Source organism: Klebsiella sp. C283 (genome assembly GCF_048822555.1).
Classification (GTDB): domain Bacteria; phylum Pseudomonadota; class Gammaproteobacteria; order Enterobacterales; family Enterobacteriaceae; genus Klebsiella; species Klebsiella quasipneumoniae.
On sequence record NZ_JBMEZS010000002.1, the window covers coordinates 117362 to 135926 of the forward strand.

Below are 18565 nucleotides of genomic sequence, written 5' to 3' on the forward strand. Positions count from 1 at the left end.
TCTCTTCCTGCTCACATCGGTGATTGTTTTATTGTTGTGAGATTATTGTTGTCATATTAGGGTGTTCACATCCATCACCATTAATTCACTCTGCTGTTGCAAAAAAGAGTACAGGGTCGCCATGAGTCCATTTTCCCGTTTCGCCCACTATTTCATCGCCGTGGCCCGCTGCGGCAGCCTGCGCCGGGCCGCCGAGCAGCTGCATATCTCCGCCTCGGCGATTAACCGCCAGATCCTGCAGGCCGAGGAGGCCTTCGGGACACCGCTGTTCGAGCGGCTGCCGGAGGGACTGCGGATGACCACCGCGGGCGAACTGCTGTATGACAATCTGCTGCGCTGGCAGAAGGAGTTTCGCCAGACCCGGCAGAAATTTGATGAGCTGCAGGGGATGAAGCGCGGGAGCGTCAGCGTCGGTATGGTGCAGGCGCTGGCGGAAGGTGGCTTCGCCGCCGCGCTGGCGGAGATTATCGCCAGCTGGCCGTGGCTGGAGCTGGATCTGCAGGTGGCCGACAGCCACACCGTCAGCCAGAAAGTGCGTCAGGCGGATCTTGACGTCGGTCTGATCCTCGATCCGCAGGGGCAGGCCGGATTCAGCGTGCTGGCCTTTGCCGAACTGGAGGTGGGGATTGTGATGCGCCCGGACCACCCCCTGGCGGGGGCGAGGGCCCTGTCTTTGGGTGAGCTCAGCCTCGAGCGGCACATTGTGCCCGGCGCGCCGCTGATCGTTCATGAGCGGGTGGCGCTTCTCTATCGCCACCATGACTTTGCGCCGGAGAATACCATCAGCTGCAATGATATCCGGCTCATTAAGTCGCTGGTGCTGCGCGGCAGCGGCGTGACGCTCCTCAGCCTGCTCGACGTGCTGGACGAGGTTCAGCGCGGCCAGCTGGCCTTTGTCCCGCTGCGCAGTACGCTGCTGCGGCCGCTGACCCTGGCGCTGTGCACCGCGCCTTCGCGTCAGCTATCGCGTCCTGCGCAGATGGCCATTCAGACGCTGAGCGCGGTGATTGAATCCATGGCGACCGTCAGCCCAGCGGCCCGCTGAGGATGGTATCGCACATGCCGTTGATAATCCGCTCGCCGGTCTCCTCCCGCAGCTCCTGGTACCAGGCTTCAGTGATCTGCATATCCTTTCCGTGGGTGATATCGCAGCGCTTGCGCGCCTTCAGTACCAGATCGCGGACCCGGTCGCAGCGCTGGGCTTCATACTCGCGCAGGGCGGTCGCAATATCGCGGGTCTGGCGGAAAACGGCGCCCAGCACCACCGCATCTTCCATCGCCGCGCATCCCCCCTGGCCAATATCCGGGGTGGTGCTGTGTCCGGCGTCGCCCAGCAGCGCGACGCGACCGCGCACCAGGCGGCTGAATGGTTCGATATCGTGGATTTCAATACGGTTGGTGGTCTGCGGGTCGAGGGCGGCGATCAGCTTCTGCACCGGCGGCGCCCAGCCGGCAAAGTAGCGGCTGAGGTCAGCGCGCAGGGTGTCACGATCCTCCGCCAGACCCGCCGGCAGCGGCACATCAAAGAAAAAGTAGAACCGGCCGGCGGAGACCGGCATCAGCGAGACGCGCTTGCCTTCGCCGACAAAGGTGGTCCACTGATCGCCGGGCGCCAGCGCTTCATCTATTTCCACCAGACCGTTCCAGTTGACGTAGCCGGCGTAGCGGCGCTGCGGGGTAAAGCCGAGCACCCACGGACGCAGCGCGGAATGGCTGCCGTCGGCGGCAATCAGCAGATCGCCGCTGGCGCTGCTGCCGTCGGTAAACCACACCGTCACGCCGTCGGCGTTTTCTTCACAGCGGGTGACGCGTTTGCCGAACTGCACGCTTTCCCGTCCCCAGTAATCCAGCATTTCTCGCTGCAGCTCTGCGCGGGAGACCGGGCAGGGGCGGCTGCCGGTACGTTCGATCAGCGGCGCGAGGCTGAACTGGGTCATGTTCTCGCCGCTGCGGAAATCGCGATACGCCATACGGCGCAGCGGTCCGCCGAAGGTTTCCATGATATCGCCCATGCCGAGGTGGGCCATGCACTTCACGCCGTTGGGCCACACGGAAATCGCCGCGCCGACCGGTTTGATCTCTTTCACCGCTTCATAGACTTCGCAGTCGATCCCCGACTGTTTGAGCGCCACTGCCGCACTTAAGCCGCCGATGCCGGCGCCAATCACGATTGCTTTCATTTTTTTCTCCTTCTCCCGATGTTGTGACTGACTACAGCAATTTGCGTACCAGTTCGCCGGAGGGAGGAAAACCGCCGGCCTGAGGCACAGCGATAGGTCATGACGCACCAGGTCGGTGCAATGTGACGCATTGGTTGCCTTTTTATGAATCAAAAGTTTCTGTATGTTGCATTAAGAATCTATCGTTTCAGCATCCTTGTTCAGCAGCGGTGGGGAGCGAGGCATGGCTGGAGTGATTTAACTTAATGATTTTAAAGTATTAATAAATTTATTCGTTCGCTTTGGTCGTCTCTGGCCTGCTTTGTGCAGAAGCTCTTGCACTTCTCTTTGCTACGGGATAACACCATGTCTGACGAACATCACAGCGGCCTGCTTTACGGCCTTGAACAGCGGATCCCACCGCTTGCGGCCTTTTTTAGCGCTCTCCAGCATGTGCTGGCGGGTCTGGTGGGGATCATCACGCCGCCGCTGATTATCGGCGCCACCCTCGGACTTGGCGACTGGCTGCCGTATCTCATCAGTATGTCGCTGCTGGCCTCGGGTATCGGTACCTTTCTGCAGTCCAACCGGGTCTGGGGCATTGGCGCCGGGATGATCTGCATGCAGGGCACCAGCTTCGCCTTTCTTGGCGTGGCGGTAGCCGGAGGGATGTGGGTGAAAGCGCAGGGCGGCGGGCCGCAGGATATTATGGCGATGCTGTTTGGCGTTAACTTTGTCGCCGCCCTGGTGCCGGTGATTGTCAGCCGCTTTATTGAACCGCTGAAGAAAATCTTTACTCCCATCATTACCGGCAGCGTGATTGCGCTGATCGGCATCAGCCTGATCAAGGTCAGCGTTATTAACTGGTGCGGTGGCGAAAAGGCGCAGGATTTCGCCAGCATGAGCAATATCGCGCTCGGGGCGGGTACCCTTGGCGTTATCGTCCTGCTGAGCTGCGCCAAAAACCGCTGGCTGCGGCTCTCCTCGGTGGTGGTGGGCATTGCCGTGGGCTGTGTGGCGGCAGGGCTGAGCGGTCAGTTCCACCTTCACAGCCTGGGCGACACCCTGTTTCGCCTGCCGACGCTGTTTCCGTTCGGCTTTCAGTTCAACAGCGCGATTTTTCTGCCGGTGGCGCTGGTGTCGCTGGTCTGTATTCTGGAGGCGGTGGGCGATCTGACGGCCAACTCGCTGATTTCGCAACAGTCTGTTGACGATCGCGCTTTCCGCAACCGGTTGAAGGGCGGTATCCTGGCGGACGGCGTCAGCTGCATGGTGGCCGCGATGCTCAGCGCCTTTCCGAACACGACTTTCGCGCAGAACAACGGCGTGATCCAGATGACCGGGGTGGCCAGCCGCTATGTCGGGCGCTACATTGGCGTGATTCTGATCCTGCTTGGGCTGTTCCCGCCGGTGGGCGAACTGCTGCGGCAGATCCCGGCGCCGGTGCTGGGGGGCGCCACGATGGTGATGTTTGGCTGTGTGGTAGCGGCCGGGATCCGGATCATTACCCAGAACCCGCTCACCCGACGCGATGTGCTGATCGTTGGTCTGGCGTTTGGCGCGGGCCTTGGCGTGGAGTCGGTGCCGGCGTTTCTCAGCCATTTTCCGCCGATGGTCGGCGATCTGTTCGGTTCGGCGGCCACCAGCGGTGGGCTGGTGGCGATAGCGCTGAACCTTGTTCTGCCGCAGGAGCAGGCGGCGACGAAAACGATAAGGAGTCAGGATGATCGCGCTGAGACAGTTTAACCGTCTGAGTCATGATGAGGCAGTGGCGCTGCTGGCCCCCTGCGTGGCGATCCCGGCCTGGAGCGATACGCTGGTGAGCTTGCGACCCTTCGCCTGCCGTGAAGCGCTGCTGCAGGTCGCCCGGGAAGCGATGGGTGACTGGGGGGAGAACGATCTGAACGCGGCGCTCAGCGCCCATCCGCGGATCGGCGAAAAACCGACCGGCAGCCAGGCGCACGCGACGATGTCGCGCCAGGAGCAGTCGGCGGTGGACAGCGATAATGAAAAGCTGGCGCAGGCCCTGCGGGAGGGGAATGCCCGCTACGAGGCTCGTTTTGGCCGGGTGTTTTTAATCCGCGCCAAAGGGCGCAGCGGCGAAGAGATGCTGCAGGCGCTGACGCGCCGGCTGCAGCATACCGCCGACGAAGAAGTGGCTGAGGCGCTTGCCCAGCTGCGGGAAATTACGATGTTAAGACTGGAAGGAGCGATTGGCGAATGAGTACCCTGAGCACCCATATTCTGGATATTTCCACCGGCACGCCGGCGGAAGGCGTGACGGTCAGCCTGAGCTGGGAGGGCGAGACGCTGGCGAACCTGGTGACGAACGCACAGGGGCGTATCGCCACCTTCAGCGCCGCGCCGCTGCCGGCGGGGCGCTACTGCTTAACCGCGGAAACGGGGGCGTGGTTTGCCCGCGTCGGGCGCGAGAGCGTTTTTACCCGGGCGCAGATTGATTTTGTCATTGGCGAGGCGACAGATGACCATTTCCATCTGCCGTTTTTGATAGCCCCGGGCGGGTGGTCGACCTACCGCGGCAGCTAAGCCCGGCTGCCCATTGCCGGGCGGCGCAGCGCTTGCCCGGCCTGAATCGTTACGGAGCGAGGAGAGACTGCCCGTAGGCCCGGTAAGGCGCAGCCGCCACCGGGCATTAAGCCGGCAACAGAGCCGGATGCCCGTTGCCGGGCGGCGCAGCGCTTGCCCGGCCTGAATCGTTGCGGAGCAGGGAGAGACAGCCCGTAGGCCCGGTAAGGCGCAGCCGCCACCGGGCATTAAGCCGGCAACAGAGCCGGCTGCCCGTTGCCGGGCGGCGCTGCGCTTGCCCGGCCTGGATCGTTACGGAGCAGGCAGAGACAGCCGTAGGCCCGGTAAGGCGCAGCCGCCACCGGGCATGTAAAGGTGTCTCCGGCCACCATTGTTCCTGTTTTATCCCCACACAAGGATAATTATACTCCTATCCCCACCAGGGGATAACCTTGACATTATCCCCTGTAGGGTATAAAAGCAGATTTATCCCGATAGGGGGATAAACAATGGTGAGGAACAAGCGATGCATTCCCCTCAGATATACAGTCCCGTTCAGCTGGCCAATTACCTGAAACTGCTGCGCCAGCAAAATCACTGGACTCAGGAGGCGCTGGCCAGCCGGATCGGCATTAAACAGGCGACGCTGTCCAATTTTGAAAATCACCCGGACAAAACCACCTTGACCACCCTGTTCAAGATCCTCCAGTCGCTGGGGGTGGTGATGACCCTGAACGCCAAACCGGCCGAGACGGCGACGGCCCCCGATAACACCACGGATCTGGACTGGTAATGGCGACGCTCACCACCTGGATGAACAATGTGCGCGTGGGAACCTTAACCCGCCAGGCCAACGGGGCGCACAGTTTCCGCTATGATGACGAGTGGCTGCGCAGCCCGCGCGCCAGGCCGCTCTCCCTCTCGCTGCCGCTGCAGTATGGCAATATCACCGCCGACGCGGTGTATCACTATTTTGATAACCTGCTGCCCGACAGCCCACAGGTCCGCGACCGGATCGTCAGGCGCTATCAGGCGCGCTCGAAACAGCCGTTCGATCTGCTGGCCGAGGTCGGCCGGGATAGCGTAGGGGCGGTGACTCTGCTGCCGCCGGGGGAAGAGGCGCATCTTGCAGCGTTGCGCTGGCAGACGCTGGATGAGGCGCAACTGACCGCGTTGCTGACCGCCTACCAGTCGGATATTCCGCTCGGGATGGTGACCGGCCAGGACGATTTTCGTATCTCGGTGGCCGGCGCTCAGGAGAAAACCGCGCTGCTGCGAATGGGCGAGCACTGGTGTATTCCGCAGGGCACCACCCCGACCACCCATATCATTAAACTGCCCATTGGCGAGATAAAACAGCCCAATGCGACGCTGGATCTGCGTGAAAGCGTGGATAACGAATATCTGTGCCTGGCGCTGGCCAGGGCGTTGGGCCTGGCGGTGCCGGAGGCGGAGATTATCACCACCCCGCGGATCCGTGCGCTGGCGGTGACCCGCTTCGACCGGCGCTGGGCGCAGGAGGGGCGCGTGCTGCTGCGGCTGCCGCAAGAGGATCTGTGTCAGGCATTCGGCATCCCGTCGTCGATGAAATACGAGTCTGACGGCGGGCCGGGTATCGCCGCGATCATGACCTTTCTGCTGGGCTCCAGTGAAGCCCTGAAAGATCGCTATGACTTTATGAAGTTCATGGTGTTCCAGTGGCTGACCGGGGCAACGGACGGGCATGCGAAGAATTTCTCGCTCTTTTTGCTGCCCGGCGGCAGCTACCGGCTCACGCCGTTCTACGACATTATTTCGGCATTTCCGGTGCTGGGAGGGACGGGACTGCATCTGCGCGACCTGAAGCTGTCGATGGGGCTCAACGCCACCCGAGGGCGGAAAACGGAGATTAACGCCATCTATCCGCGTCATTTTCTGGCGACCGCCAAAGCGGTTAACTTTCCCCGGGATCAGATGCTGACGATCCTTGACGAGTTTGCCGACCGCGTTCCGCAGGCCATCGAAAGCGCCCGCCGGACGCTGCCGGCGGACTTTTCCGCCCACGTCTGGCGGGCGATCACGGAGAACATGCTGAAACTGCACGCCCGCCTGCAGCAAGGGCTGCAGGCGCGATAGCGAAGCCGAGTGGCGGTTAGCTCTGCGGCTGCCCCCAGCGGCTGCGCAGGTAGTTAACCGCCTGGCGGGTCTGCGGCTGATTGAGGTTGTTTTCGCGGAACAGGATGGTGCCCTGGATCTGCGGCAGGGACTCATTGAGATCGAGCTGCTTTTTCAGCTCCGGCACGCCGCCATCCACCGTCCAGTCAGGCTCATTTTTGGACGGCTCACCCACCTTATACAGCGCCACGCCAATATACAGCCGGGTATGGGTGGGCTTAACCACCTCGGCCCACCAGTTGGCCAGCACATCATAGCGCGCCGCATCGCGGGAAAATGGCCAGTAGATCTGCGGGGCGATGTAGTCGAGCAGTCCCTGCTGCACCCAGCTGCGGGTATCGGCATAGGATTCATCATAGGCGGCCGCGCCACGGGTATCAGACCCCGCTGGATCGTGGGAGCGGTTGCGCCACACCCCGGCCGGGCTTACGCCAAACTCGACGTTCGGATTGAGTTTTTTAATGGTCGCGGAGACCTGGGCAATAAGCTGTTGAGTGTTATGCCGCCGCCAGTCGCCCTTCGAGGCATAGCCCTGCCCGTAACGGCGGAAGGTCTCGTTGTCGTTAAGCGGGGAAGCGGCGGTTTCGGTGTAGAAATAGTCATCGAACTGCACGCCGTCAATCGGGTAGTTCTGCACCACTTCAGCGACGATGCTGGTGATCCAGTCACGCGCTTCGGGAATACCCGGGTCGAGAACAAAGCGATCGCTGGCGGTGCGGATCCAGTTACGGTTCAGGACAAACACGCTGGCCGGCACCTGAGTGAGGGTGTTATTCAGCTCGGCAATAGTCGACGGTTTGGTGTTGACCGAGACGCGGTAAGGGTTAAACCACGCGTGAACCTTCATGCCGCGCTTGTGCGCTTCATCCAGCATAAACTGCAGCGGATCGTAGCCGGGATATTCGCCGATTTTGCCGGTCAGCATATCGGACCACGGGAGAATATCCGACCGCCAGAGCGCCGTACCGTCCGGTTTTACCTGGAAAAAGACGGTGTTGATCCCCAGGCGCTGCAGATTATCGAGTTTGGCGATCAGCGCCAGCTTCTGCTGCGTGATGCGGCTTTCCGGCGTACTGGCGATAATCGACCCGACCGGCGGCCAGTCAAGGCGCGAGACGGTGGTGAGCCAGACACCGCGTACCGGCTCCCGGTGCGTCTGACCGGCTTTAACGGCCGCGCTCTTCGGCGGCGTGACGAGGGATTTCGGGGCCTTACTGGTGCAGCTGAACAGCATGCCGGCGGCGATGAGCGCCGCGCCTGCCAGCGCCACTTTGCTGGCTAAGGGGAATCGACGAGAATGGCTGATGATGAACTCCCGTGTAATCAGATCGTCGCGTGTAGGCGCTATTCTCTTACGATTCGCCGGTCAGAGCAATTCCTTGTTCGGACTGCGGCCATCAAGAGAGAGGCGTCAGTCGGGCTGCCCCGCCAGAAGGTACCTCAGCATTCCCGGCCCCGGGCAGGATTATCCGTTATGGGCGCCTCGGCAAAGCGAACAGGTAACTCAGCGGATCCGCGACTGCTCGTCGTCGCGCAGCGTCAGTATCTCAAAACCGTTGGCGGTCACCGCCACGGTGTGCTCCCACTGCGCGGAGAGTTTTTTATCGCGGGTGACCACCGTCCAGCCATCCTTTTTGGTCTTGATACGACTGTCGCCCTGGTTCACCATCGGTTCAATAGTGAATACCATGCCTTCCCGCAGCACGGCGCCTTCCCCGGGCCTGCCGTAGTGCAGCACCTGCGGCTCTTCATGCATTTCCTGACCGACGCCGTGACCGCAGTATTCTCTGACCACGCTGTAGCCATGGTCCTCGACCCAGCGCTGAATGGCATGGCCGATGTCGCCCAGCGTCGCGCCAGGTTTCACCACCTCAATGCCTTTCCACATCGCTTCATAGGTGGTCTTTACCAGCCGGCGCGCCAGCGGGGAAACGTCGCCTATCAGGTACATCTTACTGGAGTCAGCGATCATGCCCGCTTTCTCGAGGGTAATATCGACGTTAACGATCATCCCGGAGCGCAGATGCTCGGTCGCCTTGGGGATCCCATGGCAGACCACGTCGTTAATCGAGGTGTTCAACACATAGGGAAAGTCGTATTGCCCCTTGCTGGCCGGGCGGGCGTGCAGCTGGTTGACGATAAAATCTTCCACTCGATCGTTGATTTCCATCGTCGTCACGCCGGGAACGATAAAGGTATCCAGCATGGCAAACACCGATGCCAGCAGCTGGCCGGCATGACGCTGGCGCGCGAGCTCATCGGCGGTTTTAATGATTATTGATGGCATTGATCACCTCCAGCAGACGGTCAGAGCCGGATTTCAGCATCAGCAGTTTGATCTGCTGGTGGTTAAGCTCGGGGTAGAGTTCGCTCATCATGCCAAGACGGATCCAGTATTCCGCCTGCGCATTGACGGAGCGGGACATGGCTTTGCTGGCATCACGAATGTCATCGTGCAGCAGATCGGAGATTTTGACGATTCCCATAGCAACAACCCATATATGATTCGTTATGTATCGTATACCAACCAGCGCGGGATGTCCCTGGCATTTTGTGGCCTGGGCGGCGAACACCATGCAAAAAAGCCCGACCGGCGGGCTTATTTTTCAGCATGTGTTCGGGTTAAAAATTCGCGCTGTTTACCATGGCGAAAATTACCCATTAGGTTATCAGTATGCGGAATGAAAATAACATGATGGCGACGCATCAATATATTTTATGCAGGTGTTAATTTTGCGTATGAATATTCTCCCGTCAGGCCGGGAATCCGGGGGATTTACAGCGCGTCAGTGAGTTTATCCACCACCACTTTACCCGCATTATCGAACTGCGTAATGCGGAAGCTGTCGCTCCAGGAGCGGCGGGTGGTGAAGCGGTCAAACAGGGATACCCGACCTTTACGCTGGCCATCTTTACTTAAAATAACCCATTCGGTCACCGAAGAATAATGCTGACTATTGTCATGACGACTCTGTTGTTCAACCAGGCGATCTTCTTTTTCCACTTTTAAATAATCACGCAACATATTTAACCTCCATAGAAAGTATTATTAACATTACTCCTTTTATTTATTCTTTCAATCAAACTTTTTAATCAATAAAAGTAACTATTAGTGGGCGACCTAAGTGGGAAAATCGCCGAGTTTGTCACTCCCGAAGATGGCCAGGTCCACTACGCTTAACAGGCGTGTGCGCCGCGCGGTCGGCGCATGCCCGGGCCGGAAAGGCGACCATAAAACACCTTAACCTTGTATTCATTATGGGCGTGATTCTGTTATATCTAATGCGTTTTGCCACGACCGAGCCACAGAGAGCGCTGTACCATGAGTAACGATCACCTGACGGACATTGCCTATCGCCACTTTATTGAAAGTGTTAAAGATTATGCCATCTATATGTTGAGCGCCGACGGGACGGTCATCAGCTGGAACGAGGGCGCCCGCCGGGCAAAAGGGTACCTGAGCGACGAGATCGTCGGTCGCTACTTCGGTCTCTTCTATAGCGAAGCCGAACAGCTCTCCGGGGTGCCGGCAAAAAATCTGCAAATTGCCCTGCGTAGCGGCCAGTTTGAAGGCGAAGGCTGGCGGTATCGTAAAGATGGCTCCCGGTTCTGGGCGCATGTCATGATCGATGCCATCCGCGATGAACAACATAACCTGCTGGGCTTTGCCAAAATTACCCGCGACATCAGCGAACAGAAGGCGATCAATGACCGCATCGCGTGGATGGCGCGCTACGATGCGCTGACCGGTTTACCCAATCGGGTGGAGTTCTTTGAGCGGGTGGAAAAGCTGATCACCGGTAATAACGCCCGCCGCTTTGCCGTTTTCACCATCGATTTAGATAAGTTTAAAGAGATTAACGATCTGCAGGGCCATCTTATTGGCGATCAGCTGCTGCAGCGCGTGGCAGGCGCCGTGCTGAAAACGCTGCAGAAGGAGGAGATGGTCGCCCGCTTCGGCGGCGATGAGTTTGTGGCCGTCAAACCTTTTGCCGATGAAAGCGAAGTGGACGCCTTTGCCACCCGTCTCTGGCACTGCTTCAGCGGTAAGCAGACGTTTGCCGCGACGGAAGTGATCCTCTCCGCCAGCATAGGTATCTCCGTCTACCCGGAGGACGGGACGGATATTAATACGGTACTGAGCAATTCCGATCTGGCCATGTATCGGGCAAAGAGCAGTCTCGACCACAAGATTTGCTGGTACGAACGTGAGATGGACGACAAGACGCGGCAGCGGAATATGATGGCCGCCGACATCCGCCGCGGTATTCAGGCGGGGGAGTTTTCGCTTCACTATCAGGCGATCCGCAACATTAAAGATCGTCGCATCACCGGTTATGAAGCGCTGTTGCGCTGGCAGCATCCGCAGCTGGGGGCTATCCCACCGGAGGTGTTTATTCCCATCGCTGAAGAGAGTGGCGCTATTGTGCCATTAGGCTACTGGGTACTGGAGCAGGTGTGCAGCGAATCACTGGATAATCGGCTGAATAAAAAAATCTCAGTCAATATCTCACCGGTACAGTTGCGTCACCGCAGCTTTATCGAAAAAGTCCGCGAGATCCTGATGCGAACCGCTTATCCGGTTAGCCTGCTGGAATTTGAAGTGACGGAGACGGCGTTTATCATCAATAAACAGCTGGCGTTCAGCGTGCTGCATCATCTGCAAAAGATGGGCATCAGTATTGCGCTGGATGATTTCGGCACCGGTTACTCCTCTCTGAGCATGCTGCGCGATTTTCATTTCGACGTCATCAAGCTCGACCGTAGCTTTATGCAGGATGTGGAGAGCAATCCTCAGGTTCGCTCGTTCGTGCGGGCGATTATCTCGCTGGGCAACTCAATCAATACCCCGCTTATCGCCGAAGGGGTAGAAACCGAGGGGCAACGGCAGATCCTCGAAGAAGAGGGATGCGACGAAATGCAGGGCTTTCTGTTCGGCGAGCCGGTCGATGTTAAACATCTGCCACGGCAGAATTAACGCACCCGCCGTTGGCTGGTGGGCGCGGGATCGTTACTGATGCGCTAACGTAGGCTGCCCGGAAAGGTGTAGCAGCGCCGCGCGCAGGGAGACCTCGAACATCTGACCGTGCGTCAGGCCAGGGTAGCGCCAGAATTGCACCGTCAGACCGTTGCTGGCCAGCTGCTGCTGGGTCTGACGCAGTACGCCCAGGGAGGCTTCATGCCCGGAGGGCTCGCCAGCGGCTTTTCCGTCGCCTTCCAGCAGATACAGTGACGTCCCGATAAACGCGGTGGCATCAAGGGTCTGGGTGTCCTTCAGGGGAGACGTCTGCGCCTGGCCAAGCGACGGGCTGGCAGAATAGTAAATCCTGAAAAGGGAGTGGTTTCGCCACGCGTCGAGTACAAACAGTCCGCCGTAAGAGTGGCCCCAGATAGCGCGCTGGCGAGGATCGATTTTCAGGTTAGCTTCTGTTTGCGGAACCATCGTTTCGCTCAGCAGCTGACGAAACAGATCATTACCCCCGGTTTTTCGCGGCGGCAGCGCGGTTTTCCCGGGGCGAGGTTCATGCGTCTTCAGTGGCGGAGTGTAATCCCAGGCCCGGGCGGCGGTATCGAAGGGCAGCGCCGTCTGGTAACCAATAGCGACGATGACCGGTGGGGAACCGGCGGAGAGCTGTTGCAGAAACGCGTCGTTGAGTTTATCCATCACCGCATTGCCGTCCAGCATATACAGCACCGGGTAACCGGCGGCCGGCGGCGCTTTATCCGGCACCGCGGTCCACACCCGGTAATGGCGTTCGCCATCGGCAGAGTCGTACTGGCGCTGGGTAAAATGATAGAAAGCTGACCCTTTATCCGCAATATTCGGTCCCAGCGGCTGCAGATCCGGCCGGGCGAAACTGCCGCTGCTGTAAAATAGCGCGCCTATCGCCAGCGTCAGCAATCCGTGCGTCTGCCGCGCTGTGATGATCCCTGAATCCTGCTTCACCTCGTCTGTCCTCCTGTTCTCTGTCATCTGGCGTTTTGCCTGGGCTGACACGTTAGCATAGCTTCATTGATAATGGTTCTCATTTCTTTTTAGGCGCGCAGTAGCAGGTGGCATGCCGCTTAGGCTGGTGGCGGATTCAGACCAATAAATAGAGGGGCCGGGGACAGCGCCCCGGCCGGTGGCGCACTTAATGGGGCAGTGCGTTATGCTGGAGGATCTTCAGGAAGTCATTTTTGTCAGAAATTAATGACAGCGCATTCGCGATCAGCTCATCGCTGAATATCGAGGCAATTTCTTTGAGCACGTCAATATGCTCTTTCTCTTTCGCAATCACGCCAATGGCAATAAACATCACGTTGCCGCGATCCCAGATAACGCCATCAGGAAACTGAAAGATCTCAATCCCGGTTTTAAGGATGATATCCGTCGCTGATTTCGGCAGATGCGGCAGGGTGATGCCATTGCCCAAAAAAGTGGAAACCTGATGTTCACGCTCCAGCAGAAAGTGAACGCACTCCTGATTGACATAGCCTTTGGCTTTACACTCCGCGCCAATCATGGCGATGACTTCCGCTTTATTACTGGCCTTGCAGCCGATGTGCAGATTATCCAGCGTGATGTTATCGATCATAGCCAACCTCCCTGGTGAGACGAGTGGATTTTTTATCCTCATGATTCGCTGACAGCTCTGCTTCTAACTGCTCCAGCGATTTATTGGAGGTCTCCGGCAGGGCGAACACCACGAACAGAATCGCCAAATAGTTGATGGCCGCGAAGATGAAGAAGACCGGCCCCAGGCCCAGTTTCGCCTGCAGCAGCGGGAACAGGTAGCTGACTACCGCGTTCATGATCCACATGAAAAATACCGAGATCCCCATCGACAGTCCGCGGAATTTCAGCGGGAACAGTTCGGCTAATACCACCCAGGTGATAAAGCCCATCGAGCCCTGCATCACGCCGACGAACAGCGCGCCCAGCAGCCAGATAGCGGTGGCTTTCAGATCGCCCACCAGGGTGTAGTCGACCGCGGCGATAATCAGATGCAGCGTGGCCATAATGGCGAAGCCGTAGATGATGATCGTCTTACGTTTGAAGCGGTCGACAAGGAACAGCACGCCAACCAGCATACCGCCGACGGAGAAGACACCGTTCAGCACGTTACAGATCAGCGAGGTACGCTCTGAGAAGCCGGCGGTACTCAGGATTTCCGTACCGTAATACATAATGACGTTCACCCCGGTGGTTTGCTGCAGTGCGGCCCAGGTAATGCCCACCAGCAAAATTTTGAGGATCCATGGCGTTGTGAGGATAGTGGTGAAGGTGTTCTGAGTGCTGTACTTATTGCCGGCTTCAATTTTGATCAGGGTGGAGATGTCGTCATACTCTTTCTGTGCGCGTTCCGCCGGGCGGATCTGTTTGAGAATATGCAGCGCTTCTTCGTGGCGGTTTTTGCTGATCAGCCAGCGCGGACTTTCCGGCGCGCGCCACATACCAACAAACAGGCAGATAGCGGGGATCGCCTGCACTAACAGCATATAGCGCCAGACGTCCGGCAGATGGCCCCAGATGATGCCAATGATCGCGTTAATGGCAAACGCCGCCAGCTGGCCGATAACGATGGCGACTTCATTCAGGCCGGTCAGCTTGCCGCGCATCTCGGTGGGCGCCACTTCAGAAATAAAGGTCGGAGCGGTAACCGAGGCGCCGCCGACGGCGTAGCCCAGCAGGGCGCGGGCAATCAGCAGGGTGGTGATATCGGGAGCCGCGGCGGAAAGCAGGGCGCCGATGAGAAAGATAAAGGAGAGGAAGAGTAAGTATTTGCGCCGGCCGAAGTAGTCGGCAAACTTGCCGCCAAACACGCTGCCCAGCGCGGCGCCGACCAGCAGGACGCTCATCACCAGCCCTTCGGTGGTCGGGGTCAGCGCCATGTACTGCTTCAGTGAGGAAAAGGCGCCGTTGATAACGCCAGTGTCGTAACCGAAAAGCAGGCCGCCGAAGGTGGCCACTAAGGTGATCTGATGAAGTCGTTTTCTCTGTTGCTGGTTCAGGTTTGTTATAAATGACATGGTAGTCCCTTTATTTTGTTGAACGACACAAGATAAAAATACATCTCCCCAGTCAGGATTTATCACGCCTGTGTTGTCGTATCTAACTGAATTAAATGATTTTCTTCTTTGTGTAATTGCTCAGCACATGGCAGGGTACGCTAAGCAATGGCGGTCAAAGAGGTTTACGGCTTGGTGGTGATATGGATGTTGTCGATATCCGTTCTCCTTTTCGGGGTTAGCGGTCTTCAGTGCGTCGGCAGGACAGCGCCCTGGTGTGGCATGTTGCTGTCGTTCCGGCGATTTACTGTGATAAGAATATGGCACAAAGAAATGGAACGAGCATGCTACAAGATCACATTATGAAAATTTAATTTCAAATCAGTGTTGCAGGAAGGTAAATACATGAAGCCAATCACAATGGCATGCAGCGCGATATCCCCATGAAAAGGGGGTTAATTTTGCGATTGAGTAATAATGATGTTGTTTTCAGTGGGTTAATGTAACTCAAAGAATACAACGCAGATCACATTTTTACGCCATAATATCGAAGAATAGAATTTATATTTCATTACTCCGATTAGGGAAAAGCGTGGCTGGCGACTCTGGGGCGTCGGTGTGGAGGAGGTAGCGCAGGCCATTGACGCGTCTGTGCGGAGGGAGGTTATGGGGCAGGCATCGCGGGACGGATGCCGCTGATAACCCTGCGGAGAGAAGGTCTCCCGGCAGGGTTGCGGCAAAAAATCAGTGCAGCGCGGGCCAGTAACCTTCGTTGGCGACGATCAGCTCATCGAGGATCGCTTTCGCCACCGCGGCGCTGGGGACCGTTTTCGACAGGGTGATGGCCTGCCACAGTTTCTGGTAGCTGCCCTCGATCCAGGCGTCAACCACCAGCTTCTCCACCGCCACCTGCTGCTCCATCAACCCTTTCTGGAACGAAGGGATTTTTCCCATCGCCAGCGGTTCCGGGCCGTTGACGCCCACCAGGCAGGGGACTTCCACCATCGCCGTTTCGTCAAAGTTGGCGATTGCCCCGTTGTTCTCCACGATCAACAGCATCCGCTCCTGGGTGTTAAAGGCGATGGCGCAGGCGAGGTCGACGATGAAAGTGGCATGGGCACCGGCGTGGAAATGCGCGCCTTCCGCGGTGCCGCGACGGGTGATCTCCCGGGCCATATCGAAGACCTCTTTTTCACGCCCGGCCATCACCTCGTTGGCCCGCGTAAAGTCCGGGTCAGAGTGCGCCACCTCGTAGTCAGGGTAGAGGTAGTATTTCAGGTAAGTGTTAGGCAGGGTCAGGGGATCAAGGGCAAACACATCCTTCACCTTTTTAAAGGTCTCGATCCAGCTCGGCGCCTTATGCTGAAAATCCTCTTTTGGGCTACTGTAACCCTGCTCCGCCACGTGACGCTTCAGCGTCGGCATCAGGTCGTTACCGGCTTTATCGGTGATGCTGGTCCACCAGCCAAAATGATTCAGGCCGTAGTAACGGACGTTCAGTGCCTTGCGGGACGGCAGACCGAGGATGTCGGCAAACAGCCCCTCGATGGCCACCGGCATATCGCAGATGTTGATAATGCGCGCGTCGGGACGCAGGCGACGGGTCGCTTCCGCGACGATGGCCGCCGGGTTGGAGTAGTTGAGCATCCACGCCCCCGGGGCGTACTGCTGCATATAATCGACCAGCTCCAGTACACCGGCAATCGAGCGCATACCGTAGGCGATCCCCCCCGGCCCACAGGTTTCCTGGCCCGGCACGCCATATTTCAGCGGGATCTTTTCATCCTTTTCCCGCATCTCATACAGGCCAACGCGAATATGCGCCATCACAAAATCAACGTCGGTGAAGGCCGCCTGCGGATCGGTGGTATAGCTGAATTTTACCTGCGGGAAGCGTTCCGCCACCAGAATGGCGCAGGCGTCGCCAATGGTCTTCTGACGCTCGTAATGGTTATCGTACAGACGGATCTCCCGCAGGGGAAAGCGCGCCATATTTTCCAGCAGCATCATGACAATCCCTGGCGTATAGGTACTCCCGCCGCCGGCAATCGTGACCACAAAGTTATCTTTCATTTACCACCTCGTTATTCAGTTACACCCAGACTGGCGTTGACCGCCGTTCGAATTTTGTTAACCCCCAGGCCATAGATCACCTGGACATGATTGCCTTTAATCAGCACGCTGTTCCCGCCGCTCTCTTTCAACAGCGTCTGCTGGATGAGCGCGGGGTCGCGCACATCGACCCGCAGACGGGTAAAACAGTTTTCCACCGTACAAACATTCTCTTTACCGCCCAGCCCCGCAATCACCAGCGCGCCTTTGTCTGAATCGCCATGCGCCTGATCCGTCTGTGGGGAAGACGCCGCATCGGCAGCGGCTTCGCGCCCCGGGGTAAGCATTCGCAGGCGGGTAATGCAGAAGGTGCCGACCAGGTACATGGTGGCGGTTTCCAGCAGGCCGAGCAGGACAAATACCGGCCAGCGCGTCACGCTGGCGCCGGCGGGCAGGTTATAGACGACAAAATCGATAAGACCGTTTGTGGCGCAGACCCGCACGTGAAGCAGCCAGGCCAGCATCTGGAAGAAACCGTCCAGCAGGGAGTAGATAAGCCACAGCAGCGGGGCGGTGAAGATAAAGAGAAACTCAAAAGGTTCGGTGATCCCCACCAGCACTGAGGTGACAATTAAGGGGATCAGCGTGACTTTGAGTCGCTGTTTATTCTCCGGTTTCGCCGTGCGGTAGAAGGCGAGCGCCATACCGGCGGTGCCAAAAATCTTCACCATCCCATAGGTTAAAAAGCGGGCGGAATCACTGAGCGCGTCAACGGGATGACGGGCTATTTCGGCGAGGAAAATAGGCTTGGCGCCAATGACGGTCTGGCCATCAATCAGCAGCTGACCGCCGATAGAGGTAAAGACGAACGGCGACCAGATCAGATGATGCAGCCCGGTGGGGATCAGGAACCGGTTGAGAAAGCCGTACAGGAAGACCCCGATGGCGCCAAACGATTTCATAAAGCCGGTCAGCGCCGAGATGCCCAGCTCCACCACCGGCCAGAGATAGACGGTGGCGATAGCAAACAGGCCCACCAGCGGCAGCATCACGATCAGCACCAGCTTGCTGTTGCCGTAGATCGACAGCGCGCCGCGAAATTCGATGCCGACCACGCGATTGTGAACAAAGGCGACAGCGCAGCCAAGGATAATACCGAGGAACACGCCCATATCGATGACCTGAAAACCGAAGATATAGGTTTGTCCGCTGCCATACAGTTGCGCGTTGGTGGCCCCGGTCGCCAGGCGATGGGTCAGGGTCAGCCAGCTGTTGTTCGCCGCCAGATAGACCAGCCAGGTCATGGCCGCCACGAAAGCGGCTTCGGCTTTGCGGGTTTTCGCCAGACCGCTTGCCAGCCCGAGGCAGAACAGAAACCCGAGATTGTTCATCAGCGCCCAGAGCATGCTGGAGACGAATTTCCCTAACAAATAGATCCCGCTGCTTTCCTCCACCCACAGCCGGTTGGTGGTCATGCTGAACAGGGCGATCAACAGGCCGATAGCCGGCAGATACAGCACCGGCCCGATCATCGCCTTGGAAAAGTCCTGAAGCTTTTTCACGCCAATCATGGTTGTCCTCTCGTCTTCATAGCCTGCTGTCATCACCTGATCAATAGGCTTATCAGACTAGGAGCAGACCACCGGGATCCCGAGCAGAAAAATGGCCATCTGTGACGAAAG

The 18565-nt window shown here is 58.2% G+C and carries 17 protein-coding genes; 7 read left to right on the top strand and 10 right to left on the bottom strand.

The genetic code is table 11. From position 1 onward, the window contains the following. Window positions 1–121: 121 nt before the first annotated feature. Complete coding sequence (gene hpxR, locus ACOI7Z_RS03610) at window positions 122–1045, top strand: LysR family hpxDE operon transcriptional regulator HpxR (RefSeq protein ID WP_137916256.1); 924 nt, start codon at window positions 122–124, stop codon at window positions 1043–1045. On the opposite strand, the gene hpxO is transcribed toward hpxR, so the two are convergent. Continuing rightward, window positions 1026–2180: an FAD-dependent urate hydroxylase HpxO gene (gene hpxO, locus ACOI7Z_RS03615; RefSeq protein ID WP_137916255.1), complete on the bottom strand. Its 1155-nt coding sequence runs from the start codon at window positions 2178–2180 to the stop codon at window positions 1026–1028. The genes hpxR and hpxO overlap by 20 nt on opposite strands. 345 nt (window positions 2181–2525) lie before the next feature. Here hpxO and ACOI7Z_RS03620 point away from each other — a divergent pair, with 345 nt between their 5' ends. The 5 genes from ACOI7Z_RS03620 (at window position 2526) to ACOI7Z_RS03640 (ending at window position 6800) form a co-directional block, all read left to right on the top strand. Beyond that, complete coding sequence (locus ACOI7Z_RS03620; RefSeq protein ID WP_032452824.1) at window positions 2526–3905, top strand: nucleobase:cation symporter-2 family protein; 1380 nt, start codon at window positions 2526–2528, stop codon at window positions 3903–3905. Continuing rightward, window positions 3883–4383 (top strand): 2-oxo-4-hydroxy-4-carboxy-5-ureidoimidazoline decarboxylase, encoded by a 501-nt coding sequence (gene uraD, locus ACOI7Z_RS03625; protein ID WP_065882398.1) that lies wholly within the window; start codon window positions 3883–3885, stop codon window positions 4381–4383. Before ACOI7Z_RS03620 ends, uraD begins: the two co-directional genes overlap by 23 nt. After that, the gene (uraH, locus tag ACOI7Z_RS03630) at window positions 4380–4706 is read left to right on the top strand and encodes a hydroxyisourate hydrolase (protein ID WP_137916254.1); all 327 of its coding nucleotides are present in this window, start codon (window positions 4380–4382) and stop codon (window positions 4704–4706) included. The genes uraD and uraH overlap by 4 nt, the downstream gene beginning before the upstream one ends. A 505-nt stretch (window positions 4707–5211) precedes the next feature. Beyond that, window positions 5212–5478, top strand: a complete 267-nt coding sequence (gene hipB / locus ACOI7Z_RS03635; protein WP_023289667.1) for a type II toxin-antitoxin system antitoxin HipB — start codon at window positions 5212–5214, stop codon at window positions 5476–5478. Next, window positions 5478–6800 (top strand): type II toxin-antitoxin system HipA family toxin, encoded by a 1323-nt coding sequence (locus ACOI7Z_RS03640; RefSeq protein WP_087849115.1) that lies wholly within the window; start codon window positions 5478–5480, stop codon window positions 6798–6800. The genes hipB and ACOI7Z_RS03640 overlap by 1 nt, the downstream gene beginning before the upstream one ends. 16 nt (window positions 6801–6816) lie before the next feature. Here the strand turns inward: ACOI7Z_RS03640 and ACOI7Z_RS03645 are convergent, their stop codons facing one another. The 4 genes from ACOI7Z_RS03645 to ACOI7Z_RS03660 form a co-directional block, all read right to left on the bottom strand. Next, on the bottom strand, window positions 6817–8109 hold the full coding sequence (locus ACOI7Z_RS03645; RefSeq protein WP_087849116.1) for a glycoside hydrolase family 10 protein: 1293 nt from the start codon (window positions 8107–8109) through the stop codon (window positions 6817–6819). A 234-nt stretch (window positions 8110–8343) separates the two neighbouring features. Beyond that, a complete protein-coding gene (gene map, locus ACOI7Z_RS03650) occupies window positions 8344–9126 on the bottom strand; it encodes a type I methionyl aminopeptidase (RefSeq protein ID WP_048297502.1) in 783 nt (260 codons plus the stop codon). Beyond that, window positions 9107–9325: a ParD-like family protein gene (locus tag ACOI7Z_RS03655; RefSeq protein WP_002904808.1), complete on the bottom strand. Its 219-nt coding sequence runs from the start codon at window positions 9323–9325 to the stop codon at window positions 9107–9109. The genes map and ACOI7Z_RS03655 overlap by 20 nt, the downstream gene beginning before the upstream one ends. Before the next feature lie 290 nt (window positions 9326–9615). After that, on the bottom strand, window positions 9616–9864 hold the full coding sequence (locus ACOI7Z_RS03660; protein ID WP_004205912.1) for a hypothetical protein: 249 nt from the start codon (window positions 9862–9864) through the stop codon (window positions 9616–9618). A 297-nt stretch (window positions 9865–10161) separates the two neighbouring features. Between ACOI7Z_RS03660 and ACOI7Z_RS03665 the strand changes: the two genes are divergently transcribed. Beyond that, complete coding sequence (locus ACOI7Z_RS03665; protein WP_087849117.1) at window positions 10162–11817, top strand: putative bifunctional diguanylate cyclase/phosphodiesterase; 1656 nt, start codon at window positions 10162–10164, stop codon at window positions 11815–11817. Window positions 11818–11850: 33 nt separating this feature from the next. On the opposite strand, the gene ACOI7Z_RS03670 is transcribed toward ACOI7Z_RS03665, so the two are convergent. The 5 genes from ACOI7Z_RS03670 to ACOI7Z_RS03690 form a co-directional block, all read right to left on the bottom strand. Then, on the bottom strand, window positions 11851–12786 hold the full coding sequence (locus tag ACOI7Z_RS03670) for an alpha/beta hydrolase (RefSeq protein ID WP_087776236.1): 936 nt from the start codon (window positions 12784–12786) through the stop codon (window positions 11851–11853). 187 nt (window positions 12787–12973) lie between these two features. After that, window positions 12974–13417 (bottom strand): PTS sugar transporter subunit IIA, encoded by a 444-nt coding sequence (locus tag ACOI7Z_RS03675; protein WP_032452832.1) that lies wholly within the window; start codon window positions 13415–13417, stop codon window positions 12974–12976. After that, on the bottom strand, window positions 13407–14852 hold the full coding sequence (locus ACOI7Z_RS03680; RefSeq protein ID WP_087849118.1) for a sugar porter family MFS transporter: 1446 nt from the start codon (window positions 14850–14852) through the stop codon (window positions 13407–13409). Before ACOI7Z_RS03680 ends, ACOI7Z_RS03675 begins: the two co-directional genes overlap by 11 nt. Before the next feature lie 723 nt (window positions 14853–15575). Next, entirely contained in the window at window positions 15576–16904 is a 1329-nt protein-coding gene (locus ACOI7Z_RS03685) for a 6-phospho-alpha-glucosidase (protein WP_087849119.1), read from the bottom strand. A gap of 11 nt (window positions 16905–16915) precedes the next feature. Further along, complete coding sequence (locus tag ACOI7Z_RS03690) at window positions 16916–18454, bottom strand: PTS transporter subunit EIIC (RefSeq protein WP_087849120.1); 1539 nt, start codon at window positions 18452–18454, stop codon at window positions 16916–16918. Window positions 18455–18565: the final 111 nt, after the last annotated feature.

Excerpts from the sequence above, each read along its gene's own strand:
- ACOI7Z_RS03655 (WP_002904808.1), bottom strand. The coding sequence starts at position 9,325 with ATGGGAATCGTCAAAATCTCCGATCTGCTGCACGATGACATTCGTGAT.
- ACOI7Z_RS03660 (WP_004205912.1), bottom strand. The coding sequence starts at position 9,864 with ATGTTGCGTGATTATTTAAAAGTGGAAAAAGAAGATCGCCTGGTTGAA.
- ACOI7Z_RS03675 (WP_032452832.1), bottom strand. The coding sequence starts at position 13,417 with ATGATCGATAACATCACGCTGGATAATCTGCACATCGGCTGCAAGGCC.
- ACOI7Z_RS03665 (WP_087849117.1), top strand. The coding sequence starts at position 10,162 with ATGAGTAACGATCACCTGACGGACATTGCCTATCGCCACTTTATTGAA.
- hipB (WP_023289667.1), top strand. The coding sequence starts at position 5,212 with ATGCATTCCCCTCAGATATACAGTCCCGTTCAGCTGGCCAATTACCTG.
- map (WP_048297502.1), bottom strand. The coding sequence starts at position 9,126 with ATGCCATCAATAATCATTAAAACCGCCGATGAGCTCGCGCGCCAGCGT.
- ACOI7Z_RS03680 (WP_087849118.1), bottom strand. The coding sequence starts at position 14,852 with ATGTCATTTATAACAAACCTGAACCAGCAACAGAGAAAACGACTTCAT.
- ACOI7Z_RS03685 (WP_087849119.1), bottom strand. The coding sequence starts at position 16,904 with ATGAAAGATAACTTTGTGGTCACGATTGCCGGCGGCGGGAGTACCTAT.
- ACOI7Z_RS03620 (WP_032452824.1), top strand. The coding sequence starts at position 2,526 with ATGTCTGACGAACATCACAGCGGCCTGCTTTACGGCCTTGAACAGCGG.
- ACOI7Z_RS03690 (WP_087849120.1), bottom strand. The coding sequence starts at position 18,454 with ATGATTGGCGTGAAAAAGCTTCAGGACTTTTCCAAGGCGATGATCGGG.
- uraH (WP_137916254.1), top strand. The coding sequence starts at position 4,380 with ATGAGTACCCTGAGCACCCATATTCTGGATATTTCCACCGGCACGCCG.
- uraD (WP_065882398.1), top strand. The coding sequence starts at position 3,883 with ATGATCGCGCTGAGACAGTTTAACCGTCTGAGTCATGATGAGGCAGTG.
- hpxR (WP_137916256.1), top strand. The coding sequence starts at position 122 with ATGAGTCCATTTTCCCGTTTCGCCCACTATTTCATCGCCGTGGCCCGC.
- hpxO (WP_137916255.1), bottom strand. The coding sequence starts at position 2,180 with ATGAAAGCAATCGTGATTGGCGCCGGCATCGGCGGCTTAAGTGCGGCA.
- ACOI7Z_RS03640 (WP_087849115.1), top strand. The coding sequence starts at position 5,478 with ATGGCGACGCTCACCACCTGGATGAACAATGTGCGCGTGGGAACCTTA.